General features: G+C 71.7%; 12 protein-coding genes. 5 read left to right on the top strand and 7 right to left on the bottom strand.

From position 1 onward, the window contains the following. Positions 1-194: 194 nt before the first annotated feature. The 3 genes from BLW14_RS23930 (at position 195) to BLW14_RS23920 (ending at position 3,191) form a co-directional block, all read left to right on the top strand. On the top strand, positions 195-1,520 hold the full coding sequence (locus tag BLW14_RS23930) for a DUF2252 domain-containing protein (protein WP_093709241.1): 1,326 nt from the start codon (positions 195-197) through the stop codon (positions 1,518-1,520). Between the two features lie 61 nt (positions 1,521-1,581). Further along, positions 1,582-2,295 carry a hypothetical protein gene (locus BLW14_RS23925; RefSeq protein WP_177154240.1) on the top strand — a complete coding sequence of 238 codons (714 nt, stop codon included), beginning with the start codon at positions 1,582-1,584 and terminating at the stop codon, positions 2,293-2,295. A gap of 50 nt (positions 2,296-2,345) precedes the next feature. Further along, complete coding sequence (locus tag BLW14_RS23920; RefSeq protein ID WP_093709239.1) at positions 2,346-3,191, top strand: thioredoxin domain-containing protein; 846 nt, start codon at positions 2,346-2,348, stop codon at positions 3,189-3,191. Between the two features lie 54 nt (positions 3,192-3,245). On the opposite strand, the gene BLW14_RS23915 is transcribed toward BLW14_RS23920, so the two are convergent. Beyond that, positions 3,246-3,824 (bottom strand): dienelactone hydrolase family protein, encoded by a 579-nt coding sequence (locus BLW14_RS23915; RefSeq protein WP_093709238.1) that lies wholly within the window; start codon positions 3,822-3,824, stop codon positions 3,246-3,248. A 37-nt stretch (positions 3,825-3,861) separates the two neighbouring features. Here BLW14_RS23915 and BLW14_RS23910 point away from each other — a divergent pair, with 37 nt between their 5' ends. After that, positions 3,862-4,995, top strand: a complete 1,134-nt coding sequence (locus tag BLW14_RS23910) for a mechanosensitive ion channel family protein (RefSeq protein WP_093710834.1) — start codon at positions 3,862-3,864, stop codon at positions 4,993-4,995. 6 nt (positions 4,996-5,001) lie between these two features. Here BLW14_RS23910 and BLW14_RS23905 read toward each other — a convergent pair whose 3' ends face one another. The 5 genes from BLW14_RS23905 to BLW14_RS23885 form a co-directional block, all read right to left on the bottom strand. After that, complete coding sequence (locus BLW14_RS23905) at positions 5,002-6,588, bottom strand: Na+/H+ antiporter (RefSeq protein ID WP_093709237.1); 1,587 nt, start codon at positions 6,586-6,588, stop codon at positions 5,002-5,004. Between the two features lie 107 nt (positions 6,589-6,695). Beyond that, a complete protein-coding gene (locus BLW14_RS23900; protein WP_093709236.1) occupies positions 6,696-7,172 on the bottom strand; it encodes a GNAT family N-acetyltransferase in 477 nt (158 codons plus the stop codon). Beyond that, entirely contained in the window at positions 7,169-8,110 is a 942-nt protein-coding gene (locus tag BLW14_RS23895; protein ID WP_093709235.1) for an RluA family pseudouridine synthase, read from the bottom strand. The genes BLW14_RS23900 and BLW14_RS23895 overlap by 4 nt, the downstream gene beginning before the upstream one ends. 60 nt (positions 8,111-8,170) lie before the next feature. Beyond that, positions 8,171-8,824: a signal peptidase II gene (gene lspA / locus BLW14_RS23890; RefSeq protein WP_093709234.1), complete on the bottom strand. Its 654-nt coding sequence runs from the start codon at positions 8,822-8,824 to the stop codon at positions 8,171-8,173. Positions 8,825-8,881: 57 nt separating this feature from the next. Continuing rightward, positions 8,882-9,625 carry a TraR/DksA family transcriptional regulator gene (locus BLW14_RS23885; RefSeq protein WP_093709233.1) on the bottom strand — a complete coding sequence of 248 codons (744 nt, stop codon included), beginning with the start codon at positions 9,623-9,625 and terminating at the stop codon, positions 8,882-8,884. Positions 9,626-10,176: 551 nt separating this feature from the next. Between BLW14_RS23885 and ileS the strand changes: the two genes are divergently transcribed. Then, a complete protein-coding gene (ileS, locus tag BLW14_RS23875) occupies positions 10,177-13,326 on the top strand; it encodes an isoleucine--tRNA ligase (RefSeq protein WP_093709232.1) in 3,150 nt (1,049 codons plus the stop codon). A 249-nt stretch (positions 13,327-13,575) separates the two neighbouring features. On the opposite strand, the gene BLW14_RS23870 is transcribed toward ileS, so the two are convergent. Continuing rightward, positions 13,576-14,703, bottom strand: a complete 1,128-nt coding sequence (locus BLW14_RS23870; RefSeq protein ID WP_018518689.1) for a DivIVA domain-containing protein — start codon at positions 14,701-14,703, stop codon at positions 13,576-13,578. Positions 14,704-14,730: the final 27 nt, after the last annotated feature.

The following is a 14,730-nucleotide window of genomic DNA, read 5'->3' as shown; positions in this document are numbered from 1 at the left end:
TGCCTCCGGGGAAATGTGGATGACGGGACGGGTGACGTCTCGGGATGTCTGGGGGGACAGCGTGGAAGTCTACGTCTCCGAGGAGCGCGGCGACGGGCACTCCGCGATACGGTCGCGCGTTGGAAGGACGGGGCCACCCGTCCCTTTTGTCATGCACGTCATCAGCCAGGCCAGGTACCAGGAGGCACCCAGAGATGTCGGACACGCAGACCGGCGCGGAGCGGCGCGGGGAGCAGATTCTCGAGGTCTTCGACAGCGCCTTCGGTGAGCTGCTGGCGGCCGATCCGGCCGCCTTCCGGGTCAAGTTCCGCAAGATGGCGGGCTCGGCCTTCGCGTTCTACCGGGGCACGGCCTGCCTGTTCTACGACGACCTGGAGCGCGAGCGGCACGGCGGCCCGTATCTGGACGACCGCACCGGCCGGGTCTGGATCCACGGCGACCTGCACGCGGAGAACTTCGGCACCTACATGGACGCCAACGGCCGCCTCGTCTTCAACGTGAACGACTTCGACGAGGCGTACGTGGGCCCCTTCACCTGGGACCTCAAGCGCTTCGCCGCCTCGGTCGCCCTGCTGGGGTACGCGAAGGCGCTGGGCGACGAGCAGATCACCGAGCTGGTCCGGATCTACGCGGCGGCCTACCGGGAGCGCATCCACGCCCTGGCGACGGGCGCCAAGAACGACGAGGTCCCGCCGTTCACCCTCGACACCGCCGAGGGCCCGCTCCTGGGCGCCCTGCGCGTCGCCCGCTCGCTGACCCGGTTCTCGCTGCTGGACTCGATGACCGAGATCCGCGACTTCGAGCGCCGGTTCGCCGAGGGCGGCGGCGCGATCGACCTGGACGCGGCCACGCGGTACAAGGTGCTGGCCGCGTTCGACGGCTATCTGGAGACGCTGCCGGAGTCGAGCCTGACCCGGCCCGACTCCTACCGGGTCAAGGACGTCGTGGGCCGGCGCGGCATCGGCATCGGCTCGGCGGGCCTGCCCTCGTACAACATCCTGCTGGAGGGCAACAGCGACGCCCTGGAGAACGACGTCGTGATCTATCTCAAGCAGGCGCAGACCCCGGCCGTCTCCCGGCACGTCACGGACGCGGCCGTCCGCGACTACTTCCAGCACGAGGGCCACCGCACGGTGATCTCGCAGCGCGCCCTCCAGGCCCATGCCGACCCGTGGCTGGGCTGGACCGAGCTGGACGGGGCCGGCCAGCTGGTCGCCGAGGTCTCGCCGTACGCGGTCGACCTGGACTGGTCCGACATCGACGAGCCCGACGAGATCGCGGCGGTCGTCGCCGACCTCGGCCGGGCCACGGCCACGATGCACTCGGCGGCGGACGACGAGAGCGGCCACTCGCTGGTCCCGTTCTCCACGGAGCGCGCGATCGACGCGGCCATCGCTGCCGACGAGGAGGGCTTCGGGGACCTCCTGGTGGACTTCGCGCACAGCTACGGGGCGCGGGCCCGCGCGGACCACCAGATCTTCGTGGACCTCTTCCGCAACGGCCGCATCCCGGGTCTGTAGCCGCCCAAGAAACAGAACCTTTAGGGGTCGCTTACAGGTTCGCATGCGACACTCCTGGGCGATGGACATATCCGGGACGCAGCTCAGAGCGGCACGCGCGGCGCTTTTCACAGCGCTCGTCGTGACGCTCTCCGCCGCGTCCCACGTCCTGCTCTCGCAGGTCGCGCTGCCGCTGGTGCCCGTCGCCGTGCTGGCCGTCGCCGTCTTCGCCGCGGCCTACGCGCTGGCCGGACGCCAGCGCGGCTTCGGGGCGATCGCCGGACTCCTTGTCCCGCTGGAGCTGGCCGCCGACACGTTCTTCACCAGCGGCCAGCACCTCTGCTACGGGGCGGCGGGCGGCCCGATAGCGGGCCCCCTGCGCTCGGTCGGCGTGGACGTCCTGTGCGGCGGCGGCGACGTCGGCACCGCACAGCTCGGCGACGTCGGCACCCCGCTGGCCTCGGTGACCGCGGGCGGCCGGGGCGCCGCCGCACTGCTCGCCTCCCCCGGTCCGCTGATGCCCTGGCTGCTGCTGGCCGCCCACGTCACGGTCGGGCTGCTCGCCGCCGTCTGGCTGCACCGCGGTGAGCTGGCGCTCGCCGGGCTGCTGGGGGCGTGCGCGCTGATGGCGTTCCGCCCGCTGCTGATCGCCGTGGCCGTGGTGGGCACGGCCGGCCGCTCCGTGCACCGCAAGGCGCTCGCCGCCGTGTCCGGGCCGCGCACGCCGGCCCACGCCCGCCTGCTCGTGCACTCCGTGGGACGGAGGGGTCCGCCGCTCGGGGCCTGTGCCCTCTGAGCAATGCGAACCCCGGACCGTACGACCCACACCCCACGGAGAACACCACCATGAGCCAGCGCAACAACCACGCCAACAAGTCCGCCGCCCGCGAGCGGCTGCGCGCGGAGCGCGAGCGCCAGGCGAAGAAGGACAAGGCCCGCCGGCAGGTCGTCGTCGGCGTCTCGGTCGTCGCCGGCCTCGCCGTCGTCGCGGGCATCAGCTTCGCGGTGGCGCAGCTGAACAAGCCGGACCACTGGGACGCCCTCAAGGACGACAAGACGGTGGTCGCGCCCAAGAACACCTCGGGCACCAACGGCACCACCGTCGTCATCGGCAAGGACAGCGCCAAGAAGACCCTCAAGCTGTACGAGGACTCGCGCTGCCCGATCTGCGCCTCGTTCGAGCAGACCGTCGGCCCGACCGTCACCAAGGACGTCGCGGACGGCAAGTACAAGATCCAGTACATAGGCGCGTCGTTCATCGACGGCGACAGCCTCGGCGACGGCGTCATCGGCAACCGCGGCGAGGGCTCCAAGAACGCCCTGAGCGCGCTCGGCGCCGCCCTGAACGTGAGCACGGACGCGTTCCTGGAGTACAAGAGCGCCCTGTACTCGGCGGAGTTCCACCCGGAGGAGTCGGACGACAAGTTCAAGGACGACAGCTACCTGATCAAGGTGGCCGACTCGGTGAAGGACCTCAAGGGCAACAAGGACTTCCAGAAGGCCGTCGAGGACGGCACGTACGACGCCTGGGCCCTGAAGATGTCCAAGAGCTTCGACGAGAACAAGGACGACGTGACGGGCACACCGACCCTCGTCATGGACGGCAAGAAGATCACCGGCGGCGACGGCAAGAACGCACCGATGACGGTCGAGGACTACAACACGGCGATGACCGCCGCGCTGAAGGGCTGACCCTCCCGCATCCCTCGAAGGGCTCCGCGCGATCCGCGCGGAGCCCTTCGCGCGTCACAGCGTGGCGAGGAAGCCGATCGCGACCTTCCAGGCCAGCTCCGCCGCCTCCCGGTCGAAGTCCGGCAGCTCAGGGTCGGTGAACAGGTGCCCGGCGCCCGGGTAGCGGTAGACCTCCACGTCCGCCCCGGTCCGCTGCATGTCCAGGTACCAGGAGTTCAGCCAGTCCGGGGTCTCGTACGGGTCCGGGTCCGCCACGTGCAGCTGCACGGGCAGTTCGTCCACCGAGGCGTTCTCGGCGATGTCAGACGTGCCGTGGAAAAGCAGCAGCCCGCGCGCCTTCTCGTCGCCGAGCGCCAGGGTCTGGGCGACCGAGGCGCCGAGCGAGAAGCCCGCGTACACGAGGCCCTGGTCGGAGTAGGGCGCGGCGGCCAGCACGGCCCGCTTCAGCAGCTCCTCCTTGCCCGTTTCCTCCCGGAACGCCTCCGCTTCCTCCACCGAATCAAAGGTGTGCCCCTCGAACAGATCGGGCACGCGCACCTCGTGCCCGGCGGCGCGCAGCCGGTCGGCTGCCGCGTGGACCGCGGGGCGCAGACCGTACATCGAGTGGAAAAGCATGATGTTCATGAGGCCCATGGTGCCAGTTGCGTTCGAAAGGATGGAGAGCGACAGCATGGAGAACGTTCTGCGGCCGCTGATCGTCCTCGGCGGGGCGATCGTGATCACCCTGGCGGCGGGCTGGCTGCTCGATCTGCTGCTCAGGCGTGCCGACGCCCGTCACCACGAGACCCCGCTGTGGGGGATGCTGCGGCGCTGCCGGATCCCGTTCCAGCTGGTCATGTGCGCGGCGCTGCTGCGCGGTACGTACGCCCACACGGGGCTCGGCGCGGTCCGGGACCACCGGGTGGGCATCGCCCGGATGCTGACGCTGGTGCTGATCGGGGCGTCGGCCTGGCTGGTGGTGCGGATCGCCGTCGCGGTCGTCGACTCCGTGTACGCGCGCTACGCGGCGGCCCACAACCGTGACCCGGCGCGGGTGCGCCGGGTGCGCACGCAGGTGACGCTGATCCAGCGAGTGGTCATCGCGGTGGTGGCGACCGTGGCGGTGTCCGCGATGCTGCTGACGTTCCCCGCGATGCAGACCGTCGGCACCTCGATGCTGGCGTCGGCCGGACTCCTCGGCATCGTCGCCGGTGTCGCCGCGCAGTCCACGCTCGGCAACCTCTTCGCCGGACTCCAGATCGCCTTCGGCGACATGGTGCGGATCGGCGACACGGTGGTGGTGGACGAGGAGTGGGGCACGATCGAGGAGATCACGCTGACCTTCCTCGCGGTGCGTACGTGGGACGAGCGGCGGATCACGATGCCGGTCTCGTACTTCACGGGCAAGCCGTTCCAGAACTGGTCGCGCGGCGGTGTGCAGATGACCGGTTCGGTCTTCTTCCATCTCGACCACTCGGCGCCGATCGAGGCGATGCGCGACAAGCTGCGGGACATCCTCGGCGAGTGCGCCGCCTGGGACGGCCGGAACTGGTCCCTGGCGGTCACGGACACCACGCCGACGACGATCGAGGTGCGCGCGGTGGTCACGGCGAAGGACGCGGACGACATCTGGACGGCGCGATGCGCGGTCCGGGAGCAGATGATCGGCTGGCTGCGCGACCACCACCCGTACGCGCTGCCGCGGGTGGCGACGGCCCCCGCCGTGCTCCCGCCCGGCGACGCGTGGCCGGCGGTGTCGTTGAACGGCCGGGACGAGAAGTCCATGAGCAGCTGGAACAGGACACCGCGCACGGGCCGTGGCTGAGCCCCTTCAGCGCAGGCTGCGCACGTCCAGCTGCCGCAGGACCCGGTCGACGACCTCGGGGTCCGAGCCGGGCTCGCTGCGGGCGGAGAGCACCGCGTGGCGGGCGGCCGACATCATCTCGCGCTGGATGCGGCTGACCGCCTGGAACCGCTCGACGCGCTTGGCGTAGGCGTCGCGCCGTTCGTCGTCGACCATCTCGGGGCTGATCCGCGCCCCCACGTCGTACGCGAGCCGGTGCAGCCGCTCGACGACGTCCTCGGGGAGGTCCTCGGTCTCCTCGATCTTCTTGAGCCGTCGGCGGGCCGCCTTGGCCGCCCGGATCGCGAGGTCCTTCTCCAGGGCCGCCTCGGCGTCGGTGTCCGCGCGCACCCCGAGCTTCCGCACCAGCCAGGGCAGCGTCAGCCCCTGGAAGACCAGGGTCACCATGATCACGGAGAACGCGATGAAGACGATCTCGTCGCGGCCGGGGAACGGTTTGCCGTCGTCCGTCTCCAGCGGGATCGCGAGGGCCAGCGCCACGGAGGCCACCCCGCGCATCCCGGCCCACCACATGATGACGGTCTCCCGCCAGCTGGTGGGGATCTCCTCGCTGACGTCCCGCCGGGTGTGCAGCCGTTTGGCCAGCCAGGTGGCCGGGAGCAGATAGAGGAGCCGTACGCCGACGACGACCGCGACGACGGCGAGGCCCCAGCCGACCATCTCCAGCTCCCGGCCGTCCGCCGTGCCGAACACGTTGTGCAGTTCGAGGCCGATCAGCCCGAAGGCGATCCCGGTGACGAGGGTGTCGACGATCTCCCAGAAGGTGCGTCCGGTGAGCCGGCCGAGGACGTCGTCGGCGTCCGCGGTGTGCTCGGCGAGGAAGATCGCGGTCATCAGGACGGCGAGCACGCCGGAGCCCATCAGCTCCTCGGCGAGCACGTAGCTGACGAACGGCACCAGCAGGGTCAGTCCGACCTGGAGGGTGGCGTCGCCGAGCAGGCCCATCAGCTTGATGGTGAGCCAGCCGAGCGCGATCCCGACCGCGATGGCGACCACGGCGGACAGCGCGAGCAGCCCGAACGCCTCGGGCAGCGAGAAGGTCCCGCTCACGGCGGCCGCGATGGCCACGTGGTACAGAACGATCGCGGTGACGTCGTTGAAGAGCCCCTCGCCCTCCAGGATGGAGACGAGCCGGCGGGGCAGCCCGACGGAGCCGGCGACGGCGGTCGCGGCGACCGGGTCGGGCGGGGCGACGAGCGCGCCGAGCGCGACGGCGGCGGCCAGCGGCAGCCCGGGCACGATCGTGTGGGCCACCGCGGCGACGGCGGCGGTCGTGAGGAAGACCAGGGCGACGGCCAGCAGGAAGATGGGCCGCTTGTTCGCCGCGAACTGCCGCCAGGAGGTCCGCTGCACCGAGGCGTAGAGCAGCGGGGGCAGCAGGGCGGGGAGGATGATCTCCGGCGGGATGTCCACGTTCGGCACGAAGCTGACGAAGGCCAGCACGACCCCGAAGAGCGTCATCAGGACCGGTGCGGGCAGTTTCAGCCGGTCGCCGAGCGGAACCGTGACCACGGCTCCGAGCAGCAGCAGGAGCAGCAGTGACATCTGGTCCACGGGGTGCCTTCCGAAGCGCTCCGGCCGGGCCCGGTCTCCGCCCCGCCGTCGCCCCTCACCCTGCCATGCGCCCCCTGCCCGCCGGGGTCAGGGGGTGCGGCGGGGCGTCAGATCGCCCGGCGCATCGCCCGGTGCGGGATGCCGGCGTCCATGAACTCGGGGCCGTACGGCTCGTAGCCGAGGCGCTCGTAGAAGCCGAGGGCGTGCGTCTGGGCGTGCAGGTCGACGGCGGCCAGGCCCCGGTTCCGGGCGGCGTCCTCGACGGCCCGCACCAGGGCGGCGCCGACCCCGAGGCCGCGCGCCTCCTTGCCGACCGCGAGCCGGCCCAGCGAGCCGACGGTCGTGTCCACGCCGTTGTGCGCCGCGGCGGCGGGGCCGTGCAGCAGCCGGCCGGTGCCGAGCGCGGTGCCGTCGGCCGCGACGGCTATGACGTGCACCGCGTCCGCGTCGAAGGCGTCGTACTCGATCTCCTCGGGCACGTTCTGCTCACCGACGAAGACCTCCTTGCGCACCTGGAAGCACGCGGCGCGGTCCTGCTCGTCCGTGACGGTCCGGGTGGTGTACGCGAGCGGCCCGGCCCTCACTGGCTCTCCGCCGCGATCCGGTCCAGCGCCTGCCGGAGGTCGTCGGGGTAGGTGCTGGTGAACTCGACCCAGCTCCCGTCGGCGGGGTGCTCGAAGCCCAGCCTGACCGCGTGCAGCCACTGCCGGGTCAGGCCGAGGCGCTTGGCCATGGTGGGGTCGGCGCCGTAGGTGAGGTCGCCGACGCAGGGGTGGCGGTGGGCGGACATGTGCACCCGGATCTGGTGGGTGCGGCCGGTCTCCAGCTTGATGTCGAGGAGGCTGGCGGCCCGGTACGCCTCGATGAGGTCGTAGTGCGTCACCGATGCCTTGCCGTCAGCGACGACCGCCCACTTGTAGTCGTGGTTGGGGTGGCGGCCGATGGGGGCGTCGATGGTGCCGCTCATGGGGTCCGGGTGGCCCTGGACCAGCGCGTTGTACTTCTTCTCGACGACCCGGTCGCGGAACTGGGCCTTCAGCGAGGTGTAGGCACGCTCGGACTTGGCGACGACCATCAGCCCGGAGGTGCCGACGTCGAGGCGGTGCACGATGCCCTGGCGCTCGGCGGCGCCGGAGGTCGAGATCCGGTACCCGGCGGCGGCGAGGCCGCCGATGACGGTGGTGCCGGTCCAGCCGGGGCTGGGGTGCGCGGCCACGCCGACGGGCTTGGCGATGACCACGATGTCGTCGTCGTCGTGGACGATCTCCATGCCCTCGACGGGCTCGGCGACGATTTGCACCGGTGCGGGCGCCTGCGGCATCTCCACTTCGAGCCAGGCACCGCCGTGCACCCGCTCGGACTTCCCGACCACCGAGCCGTCCACCTGCACCTTGCCGGCGGCGGCCAGGTCGGCGGCCTTGGTGCGGGAGAAACCGAACATCCGGGAGATGACGGCGTCGACGCGCTCGCCCTCCAGGCCATCGGGGACGGGCAGGGTGCGGACCTCGGGTTGCGTACTCACCAGTCGAGTATGCCTTGCGCCCGCCGGTCCTCGCGCCGGGCCGGTCCTGTGCCCGGCCGACTAGTCCTTGTGCACGGTGCCGTCGGGGTCCAGGCCCTTGAAGGAGAGGAGGACGATCAGGATGCCGCCGCAGACGATCGCGGAGTCGGCCAGGTTGAAGACGGCGAAGTGGGCGGGGGCGATGAAGTCCACCACCGCGCCCTCGAACACGCCGGGCGCCCGGAAGATGCGGTCGGTGAGGTTGCCGAGCGCTCCGCCGAGCAGCAGGCCGAGCGCGATGGCCCACGGCAGGCTGTACAGCTTGCGCGCGATCCGCGCGATGACCACGATGACGGTCGCCGCGATGATCGTGAAGATGATCGTGAACGCCTCGCCGAAGCCGAACGCGGCGCCCGCGTTGCGGATGGCGTCGAGCTTGAGCCAGTCGCCCAGGAGCTCGATCGGCTCCTGGTGCTCCAGCTTCGCCACGACGAGCATCTTGCTGCCGAGGTCGAGCAGGTAGGCGACGACCGCGACGCAGAACAGCAGGATGATCCGCCGGCGGCGGGTGGCCGGCGAACGGTCGACCGCCGCGTCCGCGGCCGTGGCACCGGTGTCCGCCGCCTCCGGCGCGACCGGGTCCGGGGAAGCGGCCGCGCCGTCCGGCCCGGTCTCTCCGCTTCCCTCAGCCCCGGTGATGTCCGGCGTACCGATGATGCGCTCCGCCTCTGCCACGTGAGTCCCTCAAGCTAGTTCCCGACAGAGAACGAGGGTACGACACACCAGTGCGGATCAGCCTCGTCGCTCCTGCTTCTGTTTGTCCTCGACACACAGGGTGGCGCGGGGGAACGCCTGCATCCGCGCCTTGCCGATCGGCTTGCCGCAGACCTCGCAGAGCCCGTACGTACCGGCCTCCAGCCGGGCCAGGGCGCGCTCGGTCTGGTCCAGCATCTCCTGGGCGTTGGCGGCGAGCTGCATCTCGTGCTCGCGGGTGATGTTCTTGGTGCCGGTGTCGGCCTCGTCGTCGCCCGCCCCGTCGCCGGAGTCCCGCATCAGCCCGGCCAGCGCCAGTCCCGACGCCTCCAGCTCGTTGCGGAGCCGGGTGCTCTCCCCGGTCAGCTCGTCCCGCGCGGACGCGACCTCCTCCGGCGTCCAGGGGTCCTCGCCCGGCCGTACGGCCAGGTCTCCCGGGGCCGTGGAGACCCGGGCGGGCGGCACGGGTGCCGTGTCCCCGCCCGCGGTCCGGGTACCGGCCGCGCTCTTCTTGGCTACCACCGTGTGGGCTCCCGTCTGCTCGGCGGCCTCGGCCGCCCCCGTGTTCGCCGGGGCCTCGGCGGCCCCGGTCCTCTTCGCCGTGGTCTTCCGGCCCGCCGCCTTCTCGGCGGAGGCCTTCTTCCCGGTGGACGCCGTGTCCCCGCCGGATTCCGCGTGCCCGGCGGACTCCGGCTTCCCGTCCGCCGCCGTAGCGGCGGACGCCGTCTTCCTCGCCGCGGCCTTCTTCGCCGGCGCCTTCCTGCCGGGCTTCTTCTCCACCATGGCCGCGGCCCCTTCACGCATTGTGATCTTGCTCGCGAGTCGTGCTGGGACGATAAGTCGACCCCGGCCCCGCGGCAACGGGGCACGCCGCCGCACCGCCCCTCCCCGTCTCCGGATCACTGCGCGCCTGCATCCGTTGTGCCCAGCTCCCCGCCGGGTAATCCGGCTTTCCGGCGCGCGCCGGGCCGCGCCCCGGGTCCGTACGGCCCGTGTGGCCATTCGGGTCACGCCGGGCCCCGCGTAAACCGGTCGGACGCCCTGCCCCCGGGCCCGTACACTGGCCCCAGCGAGAGGCGTGGATGGGACGAGTAGCGTCGTACGCAGCCAGCAGCGACCCGGGGACGGTGGGAGCCCGGGGGCGAGCGCGTCGTGAAGATCACCCCGGAGCCGCCGGAAGAAAGCCCCCGAGGGGCCAGTAGAACCGGCATCGCACCCCAATGAGGGGGCCCGGGGCGCACGCCCGGGGCCAAGGAGGGTGGTACCGCGGGGACCGGAGCCGGTTCTCGTCCCTCCGACGGAAGTGGAAGACGTCCGCCGGAGGAAGCCCGCACATGACATCGCCGCAGTACCGCCAGGTACCCGCCCAGGTCGACCTGCCCGCGCTCGAGCACGCCGTGCTCGACTTCTGGCGCGAGAACAAGGTCTTCGACAAGAGCCTCGACCAGTCCGAGGGCCGCCCCGAGTGGGTCTTCTACGAGGGCCCGCCGACCGCCAACGGCATGCCCGGCGCCCACCACATCGAGGCCCGCGTCTTCAAGGACGTCTTCCCCCGCTTCCGGACCATGCAGGGCTACCACGTGGGCCGCAAGGCCGGCTGGGACTGCCACGGCCTGCCGGTCGAGCTGGCGGTCGAGAAGGAGCTGGGCTTCAACGGCAAGAAGGACATCGAGGCGTACGGCATCGCCGAGTTCAACGCCAAGTGCCGCGAGTCCGTGACCCGGCACACCGACGCCTTCGCCGAGCTGACGACCCGCATGGGCTACTGGGTCGACCTCGACGACGCGTACCGCACGATGGACCCCGAGTACGTCGAGTCCGTGTGGTGGTCGCTGAAGGAGATCTTCAACAAGGGCCTGCTGGTCCAGGACCACCGTGTCGCCCCCTGGTGCCCGCGCTGCGGCACCGGCCTGTCCGACCACGAGCTGGCGCAGGGCTACGAGACGGTCGTCGACCCCTCGGTCTTCGTGCGCTTCCCGCTCACCTCGGGCCCGCTGGCCGGCGAGGCGGCGCTGCTGGTCTGGACGACGACCCCGTGGACCCTGGTCTCCAACACCGCCGTCGCCGCGCACCCCGAAGTCCGTTACGTCGTCGCGACGAACGGCGAGGAGAAGCTCGTCGTCGCGCAGCCGCTGGTCGAGAAGGCGCTCGGCGAGGGCTGGGAGCTCACCGGCCAGTCGTTCACGGGCCGCGAGATGGAGCGCTGGACGTACGAGCGCCCCTTCGCCCTCGTGGACTTCCCGGCCGAGGCGCACTACGTCGTCAACGCCGAGTACGTGACGACCGAGGACGGTACGGGTCTGGTCCACCAGTCCCCCGCCTTCGGCGCCGACGACCTCCTGGTCTGCAAGGCGTACGGCCTGCCGGTGGTCAACCCGGTCCGCCCCGACGGCACCTTCGAGGAGGACCTGCCGCTGGTCGGCGGCGTCTTCTTCAAGAAGGCCGACGAGGCCCTGACCGAGGACCTGAACGACCGCGGCCTCCTCTTCCGCCACGTCCCGTACGAGCACAGCTACCCGCACTGCTGGCGCTGCCACACCGCGCTGCTGTACTACGCGCAGCCTTCCTGGTACATCCGTACGACGGCGGTCAAGGAGCGGCTGCTCCAGGAGAACGAGAAGACCAACTGGTTCCCGGACTCGGTCAAGCACGGCCGCTTCGGCGACTGGCTGACCAACAACGTCGACTGGGCGCTCTCCCGCAACCGCTACTGGGGCACCCCGCTGCCGATCTGGCGCTGCGAGGACGGCCACCTCACCTGCGTGGGCTCCCGCGCGGAGCTGGGCGAGCTGTCGGGCGCGGACCTCTCGGGCCTGGACCCGCACCGGCCGTTCATCGACGAGATCACGTTCACCTGCACCCACGAGAGCTGCCAACTGGAGGCGTACCGCGTCCCGGAGGTCATCGACGCCTGGTACGACTCGGGCTCGATGCCGTTCGCGCAGTGGGGCTACCCGTACAAGAACAAGGAGATCTTCGAGAGCCGCTACCCGGCGCAGTTCATCTCGGAGGCCATCGACCAGACCCGCGGCTGGTTCTACACGCTGATGGCCGTCGGCACGCTGGTCTTCGACAAGTCGTCCTACGAGAACGTCGTCTGCCTGGGCCACATCCTCGCCGAGGACGGCCGGAAGATGTCCAAGCACCTGGGCAACATCCTCCAGCCGATCCCGCTCATGGACCAGCACGGCGCCGACGCGGTGCGCTGGTTCATGGCGGCCGGCGGCTCGCCCTGGGCGGCCCGGCGGGTGGGCCACGGCACGATCCAGGAGGTCGTCCGCAAGACGCTCCTCACGTACTGGAACACGGTCGCCTTCCAGGCCCTGTACGCCCGTACGACCGACTGGTCGCCCTCGGCCGCGGACCCGGCGCCCGCCGACCGCACGGTCCTGGACCGCTGGCTGCTCGGCGAGCTGAACACCCTGGTCGACCAGGTCACCCAGGCGCTGGAGAGCTACGACACCCAGCGCGCCGGCAAGCTGCTGTCCGCGTTCGTCGACGACCTGTCCAACTGGTACGTGCGCCGCTCCCGCCGCCGCTTCTGGCAGGGCGACAAGGCGGCGCTGCGCACGCTGCACGAGGTCGTCGAGACGGTGACCCGGCTGATGGCCCCGCTGACCCCGTTCATCACCGAGCGGGTCTGGCAGGACCTGGTCGTGCCGGTCGCCCCGGACGCGCCGGAGTCGGTGCACCTGTCGTCCTGGCCGAAGGCGGACCCGGCGGCGATCGACCCCGCCCTCTCGGCGCAGATGGCGCTCGTACGCCGCCTCGTGGAGCTGGGCCGGGCCACGCGTGCCGAGTCGGGCGTCAAGACCCGTCAGCCGCTCTCCCGCGCCCTGGTCGCCGCCTCGGGCTTCGAGCGCCTCTCGCCGGAGCTGCACGCGCAGATCACGGAGGAGCTGAACGTCTCCTCCTTGGCCTCTCTCTCCGAGGTGGGCGGCTCGCTCGTCGACACCACGGCCAAGGCGAACTTCCGGGCGCTCGGCAAGCGCTTCGGCAAGGGCGTCCAGGCGGTGGCCAAGGCGGTCGCGAACGCGGACGCGGCGGCCCTGTCGCTGGCCCTGCGCGAGAGCACGGCCTCGGTGGAGGTCGACGGCGAGACGGTCACCCTCTCCCCCGACGAGGTCATCATCACGGAGACCCCGCGCGAGGGCTGGTCCGTCGCCTCCGACTCGGGCGCGACGGTCGCCCTGGACCTGGAGATCACCCCGGAGCTGCGGCGGGCGGGCCTGGCCCGTGACGCGATCCGCCTGATCCAGGAGGCCCGCAAGAACAGCGGCCTCGACGTCGCGGACCGCATCGCCGTCCGGTGGACCTCCACGTCCCCCGCGACGACGGAGGCCCTCACCGAGCACGCGGCGCTCATCGCGGACGAGGTGCTGGCGCTGGACTACGCGGAGGGCGAGGCGGACGGCGCGTACGGTGCCCCGTTCGAGGACGAGGGCCTGTCCCTGACGTTCCGCCTCCGCAAGACGCAGGCGTAACCCGCGCCCTGGGCCCGGCCGGAGAACGTTCCGGCCGGGCCCTCTCCCGTTCCGGCCCCGCCGCAACCTTCAGCCTCGCGGCGTTTGAGGCGCGGGGTCCGGGGCGGAGCCCCGGTTACGGGAAGGGGCGGGGTGGGGAACAAGCCCCGAGCAGCGGGCCGCGTACGCAAAAGGGCCGGGCCCCGGGGAAAACCCCGGGGCCCGGCCCTCAGCCTGCCGACGGCTACGCGCCCAACGAGCGCGCCCCGCTCAGTTGTCGTCCTCGTCGATCAGAAAGCCCCGCATCGGCGACGGCGCCTGCTGCATCGGCTGCGGCGCCTGCGGCCGCACCGGCGCCATCGGCTGCGTCATCGCCGGGGACATCTGCTGCTGACCGCCGTACGACGGGCCACCGCCCATGGACGGGTTGCCGCCGCCCATCGGCTGACCGCCATGGTTGCCGCCCATGGTGTGACCCATGGCGCCCGCACCGGCCGGAGCCAGCGAGGGCGACGGCGGCAGCGAAGCGGCGGCCGGGGTGCGCGGCGGAGCCAGCGAGTCGTCAGCCTGGGTCTCCAGCTGACGCAGCTGGCTCTCCAGGTAGGACTTCAGACGGGTCCGGTACTCGCGCTCGAAGCCGCGCAGGTCCTCGACCTTGCGCTCCAGCGTCGCGCGGGCCGACTCCAGCGAGCCCATCGCCACGCGGTGCTTCTCCTGCGCGTCCCGCTCCAGCGCGTCCGCCTTGGCGCGGGCGTCCCGCTCCAGGCCCTCGGCGCGGCTGCGGGCCTCGCCGACGATCTTGTTGGCCTCGGAACGGGCCTCCGCGATCGCCTGGTCGGCGGTCTGCTGGGCGAGGGACAGGACACGGGCGGCGCTGTCGCCACCGGGGCCCTGCTGCTGCATCTGCGGCGGCTGCTGCATCTGCTGCATCTGCTGCTGCGGGTTGTGACCGCCCATGGGGCCGCCCATCGGTCCGCCCATGGGACCGCCCTGCATCGGGCCGGGGCCGTGGGGGCCCTGCGGACCGGGACCGTGCGGACCCTGGGGGCCGTGGCCGCTGGGACCGGCGGGCAGCTGCGGAGCACCACCGGGCAGCTGGGGGGGACCCATCTGCGGGGGCTGCTGCTGGACCGGCGGGCCCGATATGGCGGCGGGCACCGGGGCACCCGGCCGGTCCTGCTGCTCCGGCGGCTTGCGCATACCCTGCTGCTGGTTCTGCGCGGCGGCACGCGTGGCGGCGGCCAGCTTGGCGCGCAGGTCCTCGTTCTCACGGAGCAGGCGGGTCAGCTCCGACTCGACCTCGTCGAGGAAGGCATCGACCTCGTCCTCGTCGTAGCCCTCTCGGAGGCGGACCGTCGTGAACTGCTTGTTCCGCACATCCTCGGGAGTCAGCGGCATCTCTTCTTCACCTCTACGTAGTCGTCG

The sequence above is a fragment of the Streptomyces sp. 2131.1 genome (assembly GCF_900105515.1).
GTDB classification, from domain to species: Bacteria; Actinomycetota; Actinomycetes; order Streptomycetales; family Streptomycetaceae; genus Streptomyces; species Streptomyces drozdowiczii.
Note: the sequence above shows the minus strand (reverse complement) of the source record. Positions and strands in the feature narration are given on the sequence as shown.